At 72.0% G+C, this 17835-nt stretch carries 16 protein-coding genes; 3 read left to right on the plus strand and 13 right to left on the minus strand.

All coding sequences use genetic code 11. From position 1 onward, the window contains the following. Positions 1-25: 25 nt before the first annotated feature. The 12 genes from K8625_RS42430 to K8625_RS42485 all read right to left on the minus strand — a co-directional run bounded on the left by K8625_RS42430 (position 26) and on the right by K8625_RS42485 (position 12236). A complete protein-coding gene (locus K8625_RS42430) occupies positions 26-799 on the minus strand; it encodes a PIG-L deacetylase family protein (protein ID WP_223750339.1) in 774 nt (257 codons plus the stop codon). Continuing rightward, positions 796-2082 (minus strand): glycosyltransferase family 4 protein, encoded by a 1287-nt coding sequence (locus K8625_RS42435; RefSeq protein WP_223750340.1) that lies wholly within the window; start codon positions 2080-2082, stop codon positions 796-798. The genes K8625_RS42430 and K8625_RS42435 overlap by 4 nt, the downstream gene beginning before the upstream one ends. After that, positions 2079-2945: a sugar phosphate isomerase/epimerase gene (locus tag K8625_RS42440; RefSeq protein WP_223785940.1), complete on the minus strand. Its 867-nt coding sequence runs from the start codon at positions 2943-2945 to the stop codon at positions 2079-2081. Before K8625_RS42440 ends, K8625_RS42435 begins: the two co-directional genes overlap by 4 nt. A gap of 3 nt (positions 2946-2948) precedes the next feature. Next, complete coding sequence (locus K8625_RS42445; RefSeq protein WP_305070944.1) at positions 2949-4424, minus strand: YcaO-like family protein; 1476 nt, start codon at positions 4422-4424, stop codon at positions 2949-2951. Next, entirely contained in the window at positions 4421-5254 is an 834-nt protein-coding gene (locus K8625_RS42450) for a hypothetical protein (RefSeq protein ID WP_223785941.1), read from the minus strand. The genes K8625_RS42445 and K8625_RS42450 overlap by 4 nt, the downstream gene beginning before the upstream one ends. After that, a complete protein-coding gene (locus K8625_RS42455) occupies positions 5245-6279 on the minus strand; it encodes a Gfo/Idh/MocA family protein (RefSeq protein WP_223785942.1) in 1035 nt (344 codons plus the stop codon). The genes K8625_RS42450 and K8625_RS42455 overlap by 10 nt, the downstream gene beginning before the upstream one ends. Before the next feature lies 1 nt (position 6280). Continuing rightward, positions 6281-7480 (minus strand): class I SAM-dependent methyltransferase, encoded by a 1200-nt coding sequence (locus K8625_RS42460; protein WP_223785943.1) that lies wholly within the window; start codon positions 7478-7480, stop codon positions 6281-6283. Further along, the gene (locus K8625_RS42465) at positions 7477-8409 is read right to left on the minus strand and encodes a hypothetical protein (RefSeq protein ID WP_223785944.1); all 933 of its coding nucleotides are present in this window, start codon (positions 8407-8409) and stop codon (positions 7477-7479) included. The genes K8625_RS42460 and K8625_RS42465 overlap by 4 nt, the downstream gene beginning before the upstream one ends. A 7-nt stretch (positions 8410-8416) precedes the next feature. Beyond that, positions 8417-9643 carry an inositol-3-phosphate synthase gene (locus K8625_RS42470; RefSeq protein WP_223785945.1) on the minus strand — a complete coding sequence of 409 codons (1227 nt, stop codon included), beginning with the start codon at positions 9641-9643 and terminating at the stop codon, positions 8417-8419. A gap of 200 nt (positions 9644-9843) precedes the next feature. After that, positions 9844-11286 carry an MATE family efflux transporter gene (locus K8625_RS42475; RefSeq protein WP_223785946.1) on the minus strand — a complete coding sequence of 481 codons (1443 nt, stop codon included), beginning with the start codon at positions 11284-11286 and terminating at the stop codon, positions 9844-9846. 266 nt (positions 11287-11552) lie between these two features. After that, the gene (locus K8625_RS42480) at positions 11553-11828 is read right to left on the minus strand and encodes a hypothetical protein (RefSeq protein WP_141329207.1); all 276 of its coding nucleotides are present in this window, start codon (positions 11826-11828) and stop codon (positions 11553-11555) included. A gap of 96 nt (positions 11829-11924) precedes the next feature. Further along, on the minus strand, positions 11925-12236 hold the full coding sequence (locus tag K8625_RS42485; protein ID WP_223785955.1) for a hypothetical protein: 312 nt from the start codon (positions 12234-12236) through the stop codon (positions 11925-11927). Between K8625_RS42485 and K8625_RS42490 the strand changes: the two genes are divergently transcribed. The 3 genes from K8625_RS42490 to K8625_RS42500 all read left to right on the plus strand — a co-directional run bounded on the left by K8625_RS42490 (position 12174) and on the right by K8625_RS42500 (position 16375). Further along, positions 12174-12392 carry a DUF1993 family protein gene (locus K8625_RS42490; protein ID WP_223785947.1) on the plus strand — a complete coding sequence of 73 codons (219 nt, stop codon included), beginning with the start codon at positions 12174-12176 and terminating at the stop codon, positions 12390-12392. The genes K8625_RS42485 and K8625_RS42490 overlap by 63 nt on opposite strands. A gap of 106 nt (positions 12393-12498) precedes the next feature. Continuing rightward, on the plus strand, positions 12499-15111 hold the full coding sequence (locus K8625_RS42495; protein ID WP_223785948.1) for a DUF4157 domain-containing protein: 2613 nt from the start codon (positions 12499-12501) through the stop codon (positions 15109-15111). Positions 15112-15349: 238 nt separating this feature from the next. After that, entirely contained in the window at positions 15350-16375 is a 1026-nt protein-coding gene (locus K8625_RS42500) for an alpha/beta hydrolase (protein ID WP_223785949.1), read from the plus strand. A gap of 135 nt (positions 16376-16510) precedes the next feature. Here the strand turns inward: K8625_RS42500 and K8625_RS42505 are convergent, their stop codons facing one another. Next, positions 16511-17731, minus strand: coding sequence for a CapA family protein (locus K8625_RS42505; RefSeq protein ID WP_223750354.1), 1221 nt, complete (start codon positions 17729-17731; stop codon positions 16511-16513). Positions 17732-17835 lie beyond the last annotated feature (104 nt).

Here is a 17835-nt window from a genome sequence, read left to right on the forward strand (position 1 = left end):
CCGACGCATTCCGCCGAGCCGTGCGTCAGCGCGGGGATGCCGTCGGGAGTTGCTGACCCAGGAAGACCTCCGCGGCTCCCGAGCGTCCGTGGGCCTCCGCCTCCCGGTGGTGGAAGGCTTCCAGCATCGGTCCCACGCCCTCCGCGCCGCCGAACTGGAAGCCCAATTGGGTGCCGTAGCAGAGGCAGCCCTCCACCTTGGTCGTCAGGTGCGCCGTGATGTCCACCGCCAGGGGCCGCGGCTCCCGAGGCAGCGCCGGGTCGGGCTTCGCGCCCGGCTGGCGCACGGCGTAGGGCGTGTCGCGGTAATACCAGACGCGGTGGGACGGGATGCCCAACCCCCGCGCCGCGCGCACCACCTGAACGTGGTCCACGTGGCTCCCCAGCGCCTGCGGCACGAAGACCCGGCTGGGCGTCAGCTCCCACAACACCGGCTTCAGACGCCGCGCCACCTCCGCCTGGATGGCGTCATCCTCTCGCGGGGGATGGAACAGCGCCTCCGCGCTCGCGTAGCCCCGGTGCGGCGCCTCCTCCAGGTCCGCCCACGCCAGGACGTCCACGCCCAGCCGCTTCGCGAACGCCCGGTCCTCCTCTCGCCGGAGGGCCATGTAGTCCACCTCCGGCCCCAGCCCCTTCTCTGTCTGGCATTTCAGCGCGAAGCCCCGGGGCTCCGGCACCGAGCGCGTGAAGACGGTGATGAGCGCCACCGTCCACCCCTTGGCCTTCAAGGCCGCCAGTGTCCCCCCACACGAGAAGGCCACGTCGTCCAGGTGCGGCGACACGAAGAGGGCGGTGCTCATAACAGGTGCGGCGCCGCCCGGAACCTGCACGAGGGGTCCGCGCTCCGCTGCGTCGTCGCCGGGTCATACACGTTCGTCCACCGCGTGTCCGGCCGCGTGCCGGTCAGCGCCTTGTACACCCCCTGAATCTGTCGCCCCACCGTCCGCCACGAGTACAGCTCCCGCACCTCGCCGAGCGCCGTCGTCGCGAGCCGTCTTCGCAGCGGCGCGTCGTCCATCAGCCGCCCCATGGCCTCCGCCAGCGCGACGCTGTCTCTCGGCGGCACCAACAGCGCGTCCCGCCCGTCCTCCAGGCAGTCCACCACCCCCACCGCCTTCGTGGACACGATGGGCAGCCCCGACGCCATCGCCTCCAGCAGGGTGTTGGAGAACCCTTCCGAATACGTGGGCGACACGAACAGGTCCCCACTCCGGTACAGGTCCGGCGCCTGCGCGTAGGTGGACACGCCCGTCAGCTCCACCGTGCCCCGAAGCCCCTCCGCCTCCACGCGCGCGCGCACCGCCTCCACGTCCGGCCCGATTCCAGACACGCGCAGCCGGAACCGGCGCCCCTCCGCCACCAGCCGCTTCGCCGCGTCCAGCAGCTCCATCACGCCTTTTCGCGCGTCCACCCGGCCGTGGTACAGCCACACCGGCACGTCCTGCGGCTCCCCCAGCCTCGACTCGTTGCGCGGATGGAAGCGCTGGGTGTCCGTGGCGCCCGGGACGATGGTGAACCGCTCCAGCGGCGTCCCATGGTGCCCCCGCACCTCCTCCGCGAAGGACCGGCTGCCAATCAACAGCGCCCCCGAGTGGCCCAGCACCGCGAGCATCGCCTGCTTGTGCGTCCCACAGCACGTCCCCACCCAGTGTCCGTCACCGCCCTGGATGGAGACGACGTTGGGCAATCCCAGACGCCGCGAGGCCTCCAGCGCCGCCAGGCCACAGGGATAGCCATACTGGGCATGGATGAAGTCGAAGGGCCGGCGCCGGTGCTCGCGAACCACCGTCTCCACCAGGTCCTCCACGTCCTGCTCGAAGCTGGCGGGCTGCCCCTGGTTGATGCGTTGCTCGCCCCGGGACTCGCACCCCAGCACGTGCGCGCCCGGAATCCCTGGCGGCGGCCCGCCCCCATACACCGCCATCCCCGCGGCGTCGTTGCGGTACTGGCTCACCATCGTCACGTCATGCCCGCACGCGACCAGCTCCCGCACCAGGTTGAGCGCATAGACACTCATCCCCGAGATGGCCGGGAAGAAGCGCCGGGAGATGAAGCAGATTCGCAGCGGGCTCACGGTGTTCACGCCGCCACCTCCGCGCCCGTGGGCAGCCGCGCCCTCAGCCACTCCAGCGCCCCGGGCACCATCTGATGCGCCCGGTGCGCATCCCTGGACAACTCCACGCACACCAGCCGGTCGTAGCCCGCGCGCGTCAGCTCCCGCAGCACCGACGGCACGTCCACGTCCCCCTCGCCGAACGGCAGGTGCTCATGCACGCCGCGCTTCATGTCCTCCAGCGCCACCGTGCCCAGCACCGGCGCGAACTCACGCACCGCCTCCGCCGGCGCCCGCTCGCCGGTCACCAGCAGGTGCCCCACGTCCAGGGCCAGGCGCACCGGAGGCGCGCCCGCCGCCACCACCCGCGCCTGCAGCAGGCTCCAGCCGTCCACGGTGTCCACCAGCATCCCCGGCTCCGGCTCCACCGCCAGCACCACCCCGCGCGCCGCCGCGTACTCCGACAGCCGGGCCACTGCGTCCACCAGCCACGGCCAGGCCGCCTCCGGCGTCACCTCGGCGCGGGGCACCCCCGCCCAGAAGGACACCGCTTCGCCCCGACACGTCGCGCACACGTCCACCGCGCGCTCCAGGAACTCCAGGCGCCGGGCCCGACCCGCGGCGTCCGGCGTGATGAGCGTGGGCTCGTGCTTGCGCCGGGGGTCCAGCAGGAATCTCGCCCCCGTCTCCACCACCAGCCCCAGCCCCAGCCGCTCCAGCAGCGCGGCGAGCTGGCCGCTCCGCTGCTCGAAGTCCGGCGCGAACGGGTCGAAGTGGTGGTGGTCCAGCGTCAACGCGACGCCGTCGTAGCCACTGTCCGCGATGAGGCGCAGCGCGTCCTCGAAGCGGTGGTTGGACACGCCGTTGGTGTTGTACGCGAAGCGCAGCGCCATGGCTCATTGCCCCCCGAAGCGACGGCTCGTGCGCATCGCGTGCACGGCGTGACGGTCCGGCTCCCGGTAGAGGGGATACAGGCGTCCCACGCGCGCTTCGGCCAGTCGCGTATCGAACCAGGCGGGACCGCCCAGCCGCGCCTCGGCCTCCGGGGTGAGGCGCACCGGCTGCGCTCCCGGCGGCGGCGCGCCCAGGCCCGCCAGCGGCTCACGGCGCTCGAGCAGCCGCGCCACGTTGCGCTCGCCCAACCGGCCATAGGTCATCGTCTCCACCTCCAGCCCCGGCACCACCACCTTCACCACGTGCACGGGGTGGCCCGGAGGCGACAGGTCCGCGACCAGGATGTCGAAGCCCGCCGCGTGGAGCTGCTTCACCACGTGGTCGCACCGCCGCGCGGGGTCCTCCATCCCCGGCACCTGGGGCAGGTCCTCGAAGCGCACGGTGCGCCGGCGCAGCAACGTGCACGCGGTGAGCTCGCGCAGCGCCGAGGCCGGCAGCTGGGACCACTCCGCCATGGCCTGTAGCGCGCGGGGCTCCTCGGAGGCCACGTCCACCAGGGGGACGAACTGCTCCATGTATTCCCGGGGCGCGACGCGGGCCACCTCGCTCATCGGGCCGTGCGAGACGGCCTTGCGCGCCCGGGAGCCCGCGAACTCCAGCAGCGCCTTGCGCAGCGCCCGGTTCCGGTCCGGGTCCGTCGCCTCGCCGCAACCCGTCACGAGCAGCGGCTGGTTGCCCACGGACAGGTCGTGGCCCACCACGTAGACGTTCACGAGGCCGAAGTCGGTGCTCGCCAGCTTCGCCAGCACCTCCACGCCCGCGCGCTGGTAGCGCCCCAGCAGCTCCCGCACGTCCGGGTCCAGCGCCGCGCCCTCCAGGTCCAGCACCACGCCCTGGTCCATCGCGCGGAACTGGAGCCCGTTGCCGTCGCGCTGCAGCAGCTCCAGCAGCGCGTGCGCCAGCGCCTGCTGCTGCGTGCGTCCCGCGCCCCGGCCGTTGGTCAAGGGCCTGGCGAGCGGCGTCTTCCCGTGAAGGTTCCCGGGCCGCACGGCGATGAACTCCTCGGGCACCAGCACCCGCTCGCCGGTGGACAGGCGCTTCATCTCGCCCCAGACGAGCGGCATGTCGGGCCGGTAGGGACTGCCCGCGGGCAGGCTCAGGGTGAGGGGATTGACCACCGCCGCGGGGCCGAAGGTGGCCACCAGCTCCGCGTAGGTGCCGTGCACGCGGGGCATGCGCAGCAGGGCCTGGTCCGCGCAGACCTCCTCGGCGAGCTCTCCCAGGGCCCCGACGCGCGCCTCCTCCTCGGTGGCGCCGTAGCCGTTGGCGTGGATGATGTCGCCGGGGCGGTCTCCCATCCGCAGGCTGGCGGAGACCACCGGCACGCCCAGCCGGTCCAGCGGGTCGATGCGGAAGATCGGGAACGCTCCCGGAGGCATGACACGGAAATAGGCATCCAGGGCTTCGGTCAGGCTCATGACAGCTCCTCCAACGCAATGGGACGGGTGTGAGGCATGCCCGTGAGCAGCCGGTCGAACAGCGCCAGGGCATGCTCGCGGGTGACGCCGCGCGCGAACTCGAACGGGGTGAAGACGTTCTCGAACGGGAGCCGCTCGAGCACCGCGCGGTAGCGGCGCAGCTCCGCGTGGCTCAACGGAATCGCGTAGTGGAAGCCCTTGTGACACGACAGCGCCGTGGGGCGGCCGCGCGCGTCCAGTTCCACCTTCAGCGCGTCGCCGCAGAACAGCGAGCGGGTGCGCGCGTCGTACAAGACCGTCTGGCCTTCGTAGTGCCCCGCCACGCAGTGCAGCGTCAGGCCCGGTGCCAGGGGGTGCTCGTCATCCACCGGCCAGCGCACCTGGAAGGCCTTGCTGTAGCGGACCGCGTCCCGGTGCAGGACAAGCAGCGGGTCGAAGCGCTCCTGCAACTGCCACAGCGCCCCGAAGCCGTGCGGGTGCGACGCGGACAGCACCTGGAGGCCGCCCAGTGTCTCCAGGAACTCCAGCGCCGGCCGCGAGTACCAGGGCGCGCCCTCGAATGCGACGTTGCCCTCGGGGCGGCGCAGCAGCCACCCCGTGGAGCCCAGGCCGAAGCGCGGCGCGCAAGAGAAGCCCCAGACGCCGGGCAGCGCCTCCTCCCAGTGCGTGCTCAGGCGCTCCGACACCTGTCCCGTCGTCTGGAACTCCCATCCGTCCGGCGGCAGGGCGTTGCGCACGTCCAGGCAGGTGGGGCAGCCCGCGGGCGGCTGGCGAGCAAACCCCGGCTGCCAGGTGCCGCAGTGGGTACAGGCATAGCGGGTCAGTGACATGGGGGAAACGCCTTCCCGGCGTGGAGCGCCTGCGACAGGAGCCCCACGAGGCGCACGTCGCGCTCCGGGGCGAAGGGCTGAGGGCGGCCGTCCAGCACGCAGTCGGAGAAGGCCTCCACCTGGTTGCGGAAGGGGCTCTGGTCCTCGTCCGGGGACAGGGGGAGCCACGTCTCCTCGCCCGTCGTCGCGTCGGTGAGCGACAGCGTCCCGCCGGGCGTCTGCCCCATCGTCTTGTACGCCAGCGCGCGCGCGCGGGTGCCGATGAGCTCCAGCGTGCGCCGGGGGTACGCGTCCGGGCAGTTGTAGGCCACCTGGAGGACGCCCAGCGCGCCGCCGCGGAACTGGCCCATCAGCACCGCGCCGTCGTCCACCGCGTAGTCATGCACGCGCCGCTGCGTCATCGCGACGAGCGACTGCCATTCATCCCCCAGCACCACCTCCAGCAGGTCCAGCCCGTGGGGCGCCAGGTCGATCATCGCGCCGCCGCCGGCGCGCTCCGGGTCGATGCGCCAGTTGTCGGGCGCCCAGTCCGCGGGCAGCCAGCAGGCGTAGTGGATGCGCGCCTGGGTGAGGGTGCCCAGCACGCCCTCCTTCACCAGCGTGCGCAGCTTGCGGTGCGCGGCGTGGTGGCGCTGGTCGAACGCGGTGGCGTAGTGCACGCCCGCGCGCCGACACGCGGACAGCATGCGCAGCCCGTCCTGCACCGTGATGGCCATGGGCTTCTCGCACAGCACGTGCTTGCCCGCCGCCGCGCACGCCTCCGTCATCGCGGCGTGCAGGTGGTTGGGCGTGGCGATGTAGACGGCCTCCACGCTCCGGTCCGCCAGCGCCGCCTCCAGCGCGGTGTGACGGACGACGTCGTCCGCCGGGATGCGCATCAGCGCCTCCGCGTCCGAGTCGCACAGCGCCACCAGCCGCGCGTTGCGCGCGCCCTGGAGCGCCGGGATGACGTACTCCCGCGCCACCAGACCGCACCCCACCACCGCCCAGCCCAGCGTGCGGCCTCCTGGCTTCGCCCCGGACATGTCACCACCTCTCTGGAAGGTTCAAAAGCCACCGCCGCCTGACGAGCGCGGCCCGCTGCTCGGGCGTCGCGTCGGTGGCGGCCCGCCGCAGCAGGGCCGCGTCCCCGGGCGCGTCCGAGCACAGGTAGTGGGCGCTCGCGTACTCGGCGGCCAGGCCAGGCGTGGGCCACGCGGGGCGCACCCGGCCGTCGTGCGCCTCCAGCAGCGGATTGGGGCTCAGCCTCGCGCCCGGCACGGCCACGCCGAAGTCGATGGACCTGCGTCCCGGCGTCGGGGGCCACGCGAAGCTCAAGGCCTCCGCGCGCTCCAGTTGGGGCAGCGGGGTATCGGCCACGGCGCCCCCGTCAAGGAAGCGGGTGACGAATCCAGCGTCGTCATAGCAGGCGGCCCCGGGCATCAGCGCCGCGTATCCGGCGGGGTCCAGCGGCGTGCCCCCCACGCCCCGCTGGTCGACGTGCCGGTTGTGGGCATGGCCCACGAGCACGCGGCCGGAGGGCCCCGCAACGCGGCGCAGCTCCGCCAGCGCGCGGGCCTTGTCCGACAGGAAGTAGAGCGCGTCGTGACACAGCACGGTGGCGCCCTCGAGCGGCGCGATGGGCAGGTCCGCGGCCGCGTCCGCGCAGAGGAGCACGGCCTGGGGCACGATGAAGTGACGCGCGAGCCACAGCTTGGCGAACACCACGTCCACGCCCACCACGGGGGTGCCCCGCAGGGACACCTCGCGCAGCACCTGGCCGATGCCACACGCCAGCTCCACCACGCACGGCGGCGCGTCCCAGTGCTGCGCCAGCAGGCCCAGCGCGCTCAGGAAGGTGGGCGCGGATTGCCGGTGCGCGAAGTAGGGCGCCACCGGCCCGAAGCCCAGGTGCTCCATGGCCTCGCGAAGCCCCATCGTCCCCGACTCGACGCCCGCCACGACGGCGGCGGTGGAGGACAGGGGCGGGGGCGGCAGGCGCGCATGGTCATCCTGGTCCCGCAGCAGCAGGGCGCGCGCGTGATGGCGGTCGCCCCGCTCCAGCGCGCTCACCACGGCCTCGCGCAGGGCCTCCCGGCCGGTGCGCAGGAAGGGGATGCCGTCCACGACGGGCCAGCACGTGGCGCCATCCGACCAGAGCTCGGGCGACACGCGCGTCAACGGCAGGCCCGTGAGGGGATGGCGCGGATGCGGCGGCGGCGCGGCGGTGTCCCACGGCTGCCTCATGGCCACACCTCCGCTTCGCGAAGCACGTCGTTGCCGAAGGCCTGCAGCGGGCCGGGGTGGAGCAGCTCCAGGTCCTCCAGCGCCTGGCGCAGCGTGAAGGCCGCCGCGCGGGCGTGGGCCTCCAGCTCCAGCACCCGGTCCAGCGTGTCCGCGGCGTTGAAGGCGCGCGCCTCCGCCGAATCCACGTTCCCGGTGAGCGTCAGCGCCTGGCGCACGGCCTCGCGGAGCCGGGGCGGGAGCTGTGTCAGGACCGCCTCGGCGAGGCGCTTCATCAGGGGCTCGAGCAGGTCCCCCAGCAGCGTCTCGCCGCTGTAGCCCGCGTCCGGCAGCGCCGCGTTGAAGAGGTGATGCGACAGGCCCGCCAGGAAGGGCAGGGCCGGGGCCGCGCCGAAGTGGGGGGACACGAGCACCGCCCCCACCGCCACCGCGTAGCAGTGGTCGGCGTGGCTCTCCTGCGGTGGCACGACGAGGCGTGCCCGGCCGGGGAACGTGGCCCCGGCGCGGGGTTGGTGCACCAGCCGCTCCACGAACGCCGGCGGCGTGCCGGGGGGGGCGTCGGAGGAGGGCATCAGCGCCAGCGACAGCTGCTCGCGCAGGCCTGGGTCCAGCGGCCCCGCCACCGCGTCCAGGCCCCGGCGCAGCACCCGCGTCGTGTCCAGCGGGGACAGCCCCGCCCGCTGGAGGAGGTCCGCGTCCAGGCCGCACAGCCGCACCGCCGCCACCGCGCGCGCCGTCTCCTGGAGCGCCACGGTGCCGGGGTCCATGCCCGCCGCCAGGGCCGCCCACGCGCGACGGAAGCCATGGGCCGCCAGGCCCTCCGGATGGTCCGGAGTGCGGGTGCGCTTGAGGTCCATCAGCTCCGACAGGAGCGGACGCAGCTTCGCCAGGCGGCCCGGGGCCGCCGCCGAGTCACGCGCGGGTGTGTTCATGGTGGTGTCAGCCCCTGATGCGCTCGGGGGTGGACTCCGTGCGCTGCACGCGGCCCTTGGACAGCCACGCCATCAGGCGGCGCTGCTGCTCGGCCATGGCGTGCTCCACCGGCTGGCCGTCCGGCGACATGGGGGCCTTGAAGAAGCACCCCAGCGCGTCGATGACGCCGCCCTCGCCCCGGCGCTTGGCCAGGTCCAACGTGCGCGCCAGCTCCACCACGAGCGGCGCGGCGAGGATGGAGTCCTTGCAGAGGAAGTTGAGCTTGAGCTGCATCGGCTGCCCGAGGAAGCCGGTGACGTCGATGTTGTCCCAGGCCTCCTTGTTGTCCCCGCGCGGGCGGTAGTACTGGATCTGGACGATGTGGTCCTGGACCTTGTAGCCGAGGATGCTGTCCAGGGCCGCGCCCTTGGTGTCGAGCTTGTTCTGCCGCGACGCCGGGTCGTCGAGGGCCTCGCCGTCGCGGTTGCCCAGGATGTTGGTGGAGTACCAGCCGTCCACGTGCAGCGCGCGATCTCTCAGCGCGGGCGCGAGCACCGTCTTGAGCAGCGTCTGCCCCGTCTTGCCGTCCTTGCCGGCGATGGGTGCGCCGGTGCGCTTCGCCAGCTCGAGCAGCGCGGGCACGTCCGCGGCGACGCTGGGCGTGAAGTTGGCGAACGGCACGCCATCCACGATGGCCGCGTACGCGTAGAGCATCGCGGGGCCGATGTCCGCGTCGTTCGCGTCCAGGGCCTTCTCGAAGGACTCCGGCGTGGCGAACTGGGGCCGGGTGAGGTCCACGCCCTTCTCCGTGGAGGCCAGGTTCACCACCACCACGCGGTCCAGCTTCTCGTCCTTCTTGAAGCGGGCGAGGTCGTCGCGGATGGCCTGCACCTGCTCACGCAGGGAGCGGGCCTTCTTCGCCGTCGTGTCGACGATGTTCTTGCAGAACCTCGGGTTGGAGGCCGCGGCCCAGGGGCGCATGCGCTCCAGCGTGGGCGTCACGGCCGCCAGCTGGGCCTCCGTCAGCACCGCGTGGTTGCGCGCCGCCTTCGCCAGGTCCTCGTCGAACAAATCCCAGCCGCCGAACGTGAGCGCGTCGTACTCCACGAGCCCCAGTCCCTTCACGTCCGCCAGCGGCAGCCCTCGCGTGTCCACGCGCCCCCGGCGCAGCAGCTCCATGCCCGCCACCGCCGTGGTGGCCACCGCTCCGCCCAAACCGACAATCGCCACTCCCAGCCGCTCGTTGCCCGCCATGTCTGACGCTCCCACCAACCGCCGCACCCTGGGACTCGCGGCGGTGGGTCCGGGAGCGCTCCGGGGTGTCGGGCGCCTCCGGTGTCCCGGATACTCCGGGGACTCACACGCTGCGAGAGTTCCGGGAAAGTCGGCACCTGGGTGGGTGCTTTCAACTCTGTCTCCGGGGCGTGCCGAATGTCGGATGCCAGCGGCGTGTATCAGACGTGTCGAAGCTTCCACCCGCCCCTGCGGAAGAGGGCGGCGCTCGTCAGACCCAGCGCGCCGTAGGTGATGGCGATGGCGACGAACGCGCCCGTGGGGCCCCAGCCCAACGGATGGCAGAGGACATACGCCAGGGGCAGCTGGAGGCCCCAGGAGAAGAGGGCGTTCACCACGGTGGGCGTGGTGGTGTCCCCGGCGCCGTTGAAGGCGTGGGGCAGCACGGTGACGAAGGCGTAGAGGGCGAGGCTGCAGCTGACGATGCGCAGGCAGCGCACGGCGTGCAGGGCCACCTCCGGCTCGGAGGTGAAGCGGTGGATGAGGGGCTCGGCGAAGACCAGGAAGCCCACGGCCACCACGCCCAGGAAGCCGAGCGTGTAGAAGCTGGCGCGCCACGCGGCGCGCTCGGCCCGCTCGGTGTCGCCCGCCCCCAGGCTCTGACCCACGAGCGTGCCCGCGGCGTGGGACAGGCCCCAGGACGGCTGCTGGGCGAAGAGCAGGATGCGCATGGCCAGCGTGTAGCCCGCGAGCGCCGTGCTGCCGAAGGTGGCGACGATGCGCATCAGCACGAGCCAGCTGGACATGCCCAAGAGCGACTGGAGGATGGCGCCGCCGGACAGCTTGAGCAGCGAGCGCAGCGTGGAGGGCTCCACGCGCAGGTGACGGCGGCGCAGCTCCAGCCGGCCGCTGCCCTGGAGCAGGCGGTACAGCTGGTACAGCACGCCGGTGCCGCGGCCCACGGTGGTGGCCACTGCGGCGCCGGTGACGCCCATCGCGGGCACGGGGCCCAGGCCGAAGATGAACAGGGGCGCGAGCACGATGTTCACGGAGTTGGCCAGCCACAGCGCGCGCATGGAGGTGGCCGCGTCCCCCGCGCCGCGCAGGATGGCGCTGATGAGGAACAGCAGCATGATGATGGGGAAGCCGCCCAGCATCAGCCGCGCGTACCCCAGGCCGTGCGTCACCACGCCGGGGGATGCGCCCATCGCGGTGAGGATGGGGCGCGCGAAGAGGCAGCCGGCCAGCGCCAGCGGCACGGAGAGGACGAGTCCCAACCCGAGGGCCTGAACGGCGGTGCGCGCGGCGCGCTCCGGGTCCTTCTGGCCGATGCGGCGGGAGACGAGCGCGGTCGCGGCGACGGCCAGCCCCAGCGGGACGGTCCGGAACAGCGTGAGCACGGCCTCGGTGAGGCCCACGGTGGCGATGGCGTCCGCGCCCAGTCGGGACACGAAGAGCACGTCCACCAGGGCGAAGATGGACTCCATCACCATCTCCAGCACCATGGGGACGGACAGCAGCAGGAAGGCGCGGTCCACGGGCCCGGTGGCCAGGTCCTCGGTGGAGCCGCGCACGGCCAGCCAGCAGGAGGCGAGCAGGCCCTTGCCCCCCGAGGTGGCGGGGGTGGCGCCGGGGGAGAAGGCGTCGGGTGGGGGTTGCGTCATGGATTGGGCGTTGCAACGGGATGTTGCATGCCTTTCATCCCGCGCGGTCCCCCGCCTGCCGGTGCCACGGTGCAGGGCGGCGCGAGCAGGCGTCCAACGGCGGTTCGGCCTGGAAGGGGCCTGCTCGGACGTCAGGTCGCTCGAAGTCCACGAGAGGCTCCGAGAACCCACCTTGTTGGAGTCAGCACGGGCCCTTCGATGGACGCCATGCCGGACAGCGCGCTCCCGTCCGTTCAGGTCCTGGACGGGAACGCGGTCGCTCCGGGCTACTTCCGGGAGATCTTCCCGTCCTTGATGATGATGTTCGCGTCACCGTCGAAGGTGATGGTGGTGCCCTGCAGCGTCACCTTGCAGGGCGACGAACCCTGGATGGAGACCGAGGACGTGGTGCTGGCGGAGAACTTCACCGGGTCCTGCTTGCTCCCGCTGCACACGGCCTCGGCGGCGTACGCCTTGGAGTCCTTGTTCTCGTAGCGAAGGGTCAGGGACGCCGCGGCGGAAGTGGACACGAGCAGGGTGAGGGCTGCGATGGCGGTCTTCATGGTTGCGGGCTCCTTGTGTTGTCGAACCGGGAGCATCTTGACCCGTGACCCTGACATCCCATCCGGCGTGGAGCGCGCTCGACGACGCGACGACCATCAATCGTCCAATGCATTATCAAGGCTGGCATCTCCAACATCCTCGTCCTTGTTGCCGAACAGCCGGCGGACCGTATCTCCCAGGGGCTCGGGTCGGATGACCACCTCGCGCGGAAAGCCATTGCCCAACCCGTGCCGGACGAGGGTGACGATAGGTCGGATGCCGCCGTCAGTGGCCTTGGTGACGCGGCGTTGCTGGATGCGCGGCCCGCTGGAGCCGTCGCGGGTGCCTCCGCGGCGGACCTGCACATGTACACGCTCGCTCCGAGCGACCTCGAAGCTGGCTTCGAGCGAGAGGTCGTCATCGCGCACCGCCGTGGCTCGGTGCGCGCCAGTGGGAGGCAGTTCCTGATGGCCTTCGCGATTCCCCACTTCTTCTATCACCTGACCACGGCCTACGGCATCCTGCGCAACGAAGGCGTGCGACTCACCATGGGCGACTTCCTGGGCAACTGGGGCGAGCGTTGAGCGGGACTTCGCCCGCGCCGGGTGACGCCCGAGCCCCCTTCTCTCCTATACTGGGCGCCAGACGCCGTGCGGCTCCATCGTTGTCGTCCAGGGGGAGGAGTGCTCCATGTTCGCGTTCGACCAGAAGCCGCGTCCGTCGTCGGCGCATGCTCCTGCCCCGAAGCGTGAATCGCAGCGCCCGGCCGTCGCGCGCGCCGCATCGGAATCAGGTGGCGGATTGACGGCGCCAGTCGCTCCCGGTTCCCAGTTCGACTTCGCCCGCATCTCCATCACGCCGCCACGGATTCAACGCGAGCTGACCCTCGGCTCACCGGGGGACCCGTTCGAGCGCCAGGCGGACACCGTGGCCGACCAGGTCATGGGGACGCCGCAACCGGCGCCCGTCGGCTCGGGGCTGCACCGGGGGAATGGGGACGTGGGGGCATCGCGTGCGCTCGCGCCGCCGGTCGTCCATGAGGTGCTCGCCCGACCCGGGCGCCCGCTGGAGCCGGCCGCGCGCGACGCGATGGAGGCGCGCTTCGGTGGCGCCGACTTCTCTTCCGTGCGTGTGCATGACGACTCGCGGGCCGCGCAGAGCGCCCTGGCGGTGGGCGCGCACGCCTACTCCGTCGGTCGCGACGTGGTCTTCGCTCCCGGGCGCTACGGGCCGGGGACGGCCGCGGGAGATCGGCTGCTGGCGCACGAGCTGACGCACACCCTCCAGGGCGGTACGAGCACGCTCCGCCGGCAGCCCTTGGACACGCCCCTGCTGGGGGCCGACACGGACGAGCCGCAGTCACTGAAGAACAGCGTCAGTGCCACGAACCCGCAGGCCGCCCGGCTGGAGATCGCGAGGATTCACCGCTGGCTGGCGCGGCAGCCCCCCGGGGCCGACAACGCGACGATTCAACATCTGCGTGCCGAGCTCGCCCGGCTGGAGGCCATCGTCGGTCCGGCGTTGCCCAGGACGACGATGGCGGACGCGTTCACCTCCCTCTTCAACACGGAGTTCGCGGACGTGCTGAACGTGTTCGGCGTGCCGGCGGCTCCGCTGACCACCGCGCGGCTCCAGGTGCTCTTCACGAGCACCCAGCGCCAGAAGCTGCGGGACTTCATCGTCTCCAAGCGCATCCCCGAGCGCCTGTTCAACGGCTCCGACCGGGGGGCGACCACGGCGCAGCAGCGCCTGCTCCTGTCGGCCCACATCCTCGCGAAGGGCATCTACCAGCCCGGCTCGTTCGAGCAGCGGGTGCATGCGCAGTTCTGCTTCCACTGGGTGCAGATCGTCCACCACTACGCTGGCGCCACCCCGCCCGGGTCCGGTTTCGCCGGAGGGGTGATGGGGTCCTTCGACCCGCTGGGCGCCGCGACGCTCAACACGGGGAGGTCGATTGACGTCACGAAGCAGGACCGGGTGTCGAAAGACAAGCTTCCCCTCGATGAGGCCGAGGGCGCCGAGATGCCCCCGTCCTGCGGCGCAGGACACCCGGGGCCGGCGCCGAGCACCGTGAAGCCGACCGACGAGGGCTTGGGGCCGCTGCACGAGGGCACGAAGCAGGCGGAGGCGGCGGAGAAGGCGGCGGCGGAGAACCCCGGCAAGGGGTCGAAATACTACCGGCAGCGGCATCTCCCCCTGGCGAAGCTCAACGACATCCAGACGGGAGACTGGCTGTACCTCTACAACGCCAACGCCTCGGAAGGGGGCGGGCACAGCGTCATCTTCTCCCACTGGGAGAAGAAGGATCTCATCCAGACGCCACCTGGAGCCCGCTATCACGTGGCCATCGTCTGGAGCCAGCCGACCCCGGCCAGAGGCGGCGTGCAACACAAGGCGAGGCTGGGCGACCGCTTCGTGCCCAATCCCGGCAACAACCTGGACCCCTACGTCACGCCCGTCACGCACATCTCACGGGTGACTCCCGACACGGGGCCCGCGCTCACCGCGGCGCAGATGCTGCCGGGCCGCACGGGCGCGGCCGCGACGAAGCTGGCGAAGGAGAACGCGGACTTCATCCAGGGCAAGAAGCTCAAGGGCCCGGTGAACCGCAAGAAGCTCGTGACGTGGCTCCAGGCCAGGAACGAGTCCTTCCTGGGCTCGCTGGGGACGCACCTGGACCCGGGACAGCTCGCCGTGCTCCGCGGCGTCAACCGGGGCGACGACCTGGAGGCGCTGGTCCGCCTCTTCCAGCGGCTGCGCACCCTGAGCACCAACGCGAGGGTGCTCGACGCGAACCTCCGCGCCTACAACGCGAAGCTGGACCCGAAGCACCAGGCGGCCAAGGAGGGCAAAGAGGCCGAGGTGGCGGCCGCGACCCGGAAGCTGCGCGCGGTCGACGTGGAGATTGAGGCGGTGGAGAGCGACCCTCGGGTGAATGACCCGACGCTCGTCCGCGAACTGGAGACCGAGGCGGCCAACCTCCAGCGGCAGCTCTCGAAGCTGGGGGCGGGGCCGGAGCGCGAGGAGCTGGAGATGCAGCGGGAGCGTTATCTGGCCAAGGCCGCCGCGGCGCGCGAGGTGCAGCGCAGGAGAGGGGAGCTGCGCGTCGGCCGCGACAAGGCGGTCAAGGCGCGCGACGCGGCGCAGGCCATCAAGCTGCCCTACGGTGTCGTGCACCCCGGCGACCTCGAGAAGCAGGACCTGCGCCGGCAGAACACCGGCCGTCTGGCGGACATCAACGCGGATATCGACTGGAGCGCGGTGGTGGACCCCGCTCCGACCACGACACCCAAGAAACCGTGAGCACGAACGGCCCTGGGTGAATCGGGTCGTTCGACGGCGAGCCTTGCCGCCCAGGCACTCGTTGGAGCCACTCCCCCGGGCCTCCGGACCGCTCGGACTCGTGGACCCCGCGCGCCGCTCCAGGTCCGCCATGGTGCTCGGCATGGCTCATTCCATCTCCGCTCCCGTGGCGGTTCCCGCAGGCGTTCGTCGTGCTCCCGCGAAGGAGGGCACTCGGCCCCGCACGTGGCCCGGAGTCTTGCTGGGAGTCCTCCTGACGCCGGTCGCCGGGCTGCTGCTGGCGGCGGCGGCCCGCATCGGCGCCTCGCCTTCGGGGTGGAGCTACTCCGGAGGGCTCGTGCTGGTGGCCGTCGGCCTGATGCTGCGTGCCCGGGGCCTGTGGCGAGCGGGGCTCGGGCTCATCGCGCTCGTCGCCTGCTCACGGCTGCTCTTCGCGGACGGCACGCTCCTGGAGACCGTGCGGCTTCCGGAGGGAGGCCACCGGTGGGTGAATCGCCTCGTCGACGAGCGGGACGGGACGCTGTTCGCGGCGCACGCGCTGGTGCGGCTGGGGAAGCTGCCGCGCTCGGAGGCGAGCGGGTTCATCCCCGCGCTGGAGGCGGCGTTCGACCGGATGGAGCTGGCGGAGGGCTCGGTGGCCACGCCCGCGATCGCCACCTCCCTGGGGCTTCAGTCGCCGGAGTCCTTCGATGCGCTGGTCATCCCGCCGGCTCGAGGGGCGACGCCGGACACGGCCGTGGTCTTCCTGCATGGCCATGCGGGCAACTTCGCCGTGTACTGCTGGGAGATGGCGCGGGCGTCCTGGACCATCTCCGCGCTGACGGTGTGCCCCTCGGTGGGCCCCGCCGGAGACTGGTGGTCGCCCCAGGGGGCGAGCACCTTGAAGGCGACCCTCGAATGGCTCTCGGCCCGAGGGGTTCGTCGCTTCTACCTGGGAGGGCTCTCCAACGGCGGCGTGGGGGCGAGCCTGCTCGTCAATCGCGTCTCGCACCCGGGGTTGGACCTGCGGGGCCTGGTGCTCGTGTCCGGCGCGCGGTCCTCGGCCCCCGTGCCGGAGGTGCCCACGCTGGTGATACAGGGGCGCCATGACTCCATGATGGGCACCCCCGCCATGCGTGCCTATGTCGAGCGCCTGGGGCCGCGAGCCACCTATGTGGAGCTGGACAGCGGGCACTTCGTGTTCCTCGACCGCCATCTCGAGTCAGAGAAGGCCATCTCCCAGTGGCTCCGTCAGCAGGAGGGGCACGACCTGCCCGACACCTGAGGCCGCGGGGCTTCCCGCGTGCAGCCCGCGTCCTGGGGGGCTGGTCGTCGTGGACCCTGAGGACCCGTCCAGGGTGGGCCTCGAGCTGGATGCGTTCGAGCCGCCGCCTCGGCGCAGGCCTCGCCCTGGTCCCGCTCAGTCGGTCGCCGTCGACACGAACTCGATGCACGCGCTGGGCAGTCCGGAGTCGGGCCGAGGAGCGATGAGCCGCGTCGGGAGCTGTTCGGCCGCGCAGCAGCGTTCGAGATAGGCCACCACCCGCCTGCCTTCGTCGCTGTCCGCGGCCACGTGGATGGGCTCGTTGGCGGGATTGATGATGGCGGGGAGGAAGCCCGCGCGGATGCGCCCGGACGGCGTGATGTGGACCACCGCCGCGCCGGTCATCCTCGAGTCCGGGTGGAACGGCAGCAGCGGGTAGCCCTCCCTCGGGCGAATCATGTACTCGCCGAACTTGCGGGCCCAGGCCGCCATCTCCTCCGGCCGTCCCACGCCCAGGTAGCCATCCTTCGCGAGCCGCTCGGTGAGGTTCGGCAGGTCGAACACATAGTGTCCCAGCCCGTAGAAGATGGGCTTGCCGGCGTGGAACTCGACCCCGCGGAGCATGTGGTGATGGTGGCCCAGGACGACGTCCGCCCCGTGGTCGATGGCGAGCCTGGCCGTGCGACGCTCGTGGTCCGTCAGCGAATACGGCACGGTGGAGTCACCCCAGTGGAAGCTGGCGACGACGATGTCCGACTTCGCGCGGGCCTCGGCGAGGCTGTGGAGGAACGCCCGCTGGTCCTCGACCAGCGGCTCGGTGCTCACCACGGGCGCCATGCCTGGATTCCACACGTTCAGGTCCACGGGCGTGTAGCGGGTGTGCGCGCGCAAAGGCGCGAGCCCCGGGACACCGGGTCGCGCCTCATAGCCATAGGGAAACACGGAGCTGAAGGCCAGGAAGGCCAGCCGTCTGCCATTGCGCTCCAGATACACGGGCGCGGTGGCCTCCGCGAGATGGGCGCCCGCGCCCACCGTGGCGATGCCCAGGTCGGCCAGCGTCCCGCGCATGGACAGGAGCGCGGCATGTCCCCCGTCCAGACTGTGATTGTTGGCCAATGAGAGGATGTCGAAGCCCGCCTGGGCCAGGGGGGCGGCGTTCGCCGCGGGCGCGGTGACGGCCGAGCCGGCGCTGGGGGCCCGCTGGATGTCGTCGCTGAAGACGCCCTCGCAGTTGCCGAAGACGACATCACCGGCCCGCAGGACGTCGCGGGCGGAGGCGAAGGCGGTCGCCGGCTCGTCGCGGTCCACGAAGACATCGCCCACGGCGAAGAGCGACAGCCCAGGTCCACTTGGAGGCGCGATGTTGTTCGAGGCCACGGTGCACTCCTACATCCTGCGCGGATGCGTTCCTCGCGCCTTCTACCAGACAAGGGTGTCACCGTGGTTTTTCGCGTGTTAAAGGCCCGGAGCCTCGAGCCGCA

It is taken from the genome of Myxococcus sp. AS-1-15, from assembly GCF_020037055.1.
Lineage (GTDB): Bacteria > Myxococcota > Myxococcia > Myxococcales > Myxococcaceae > Myxococcus > Myxococcus fulvus.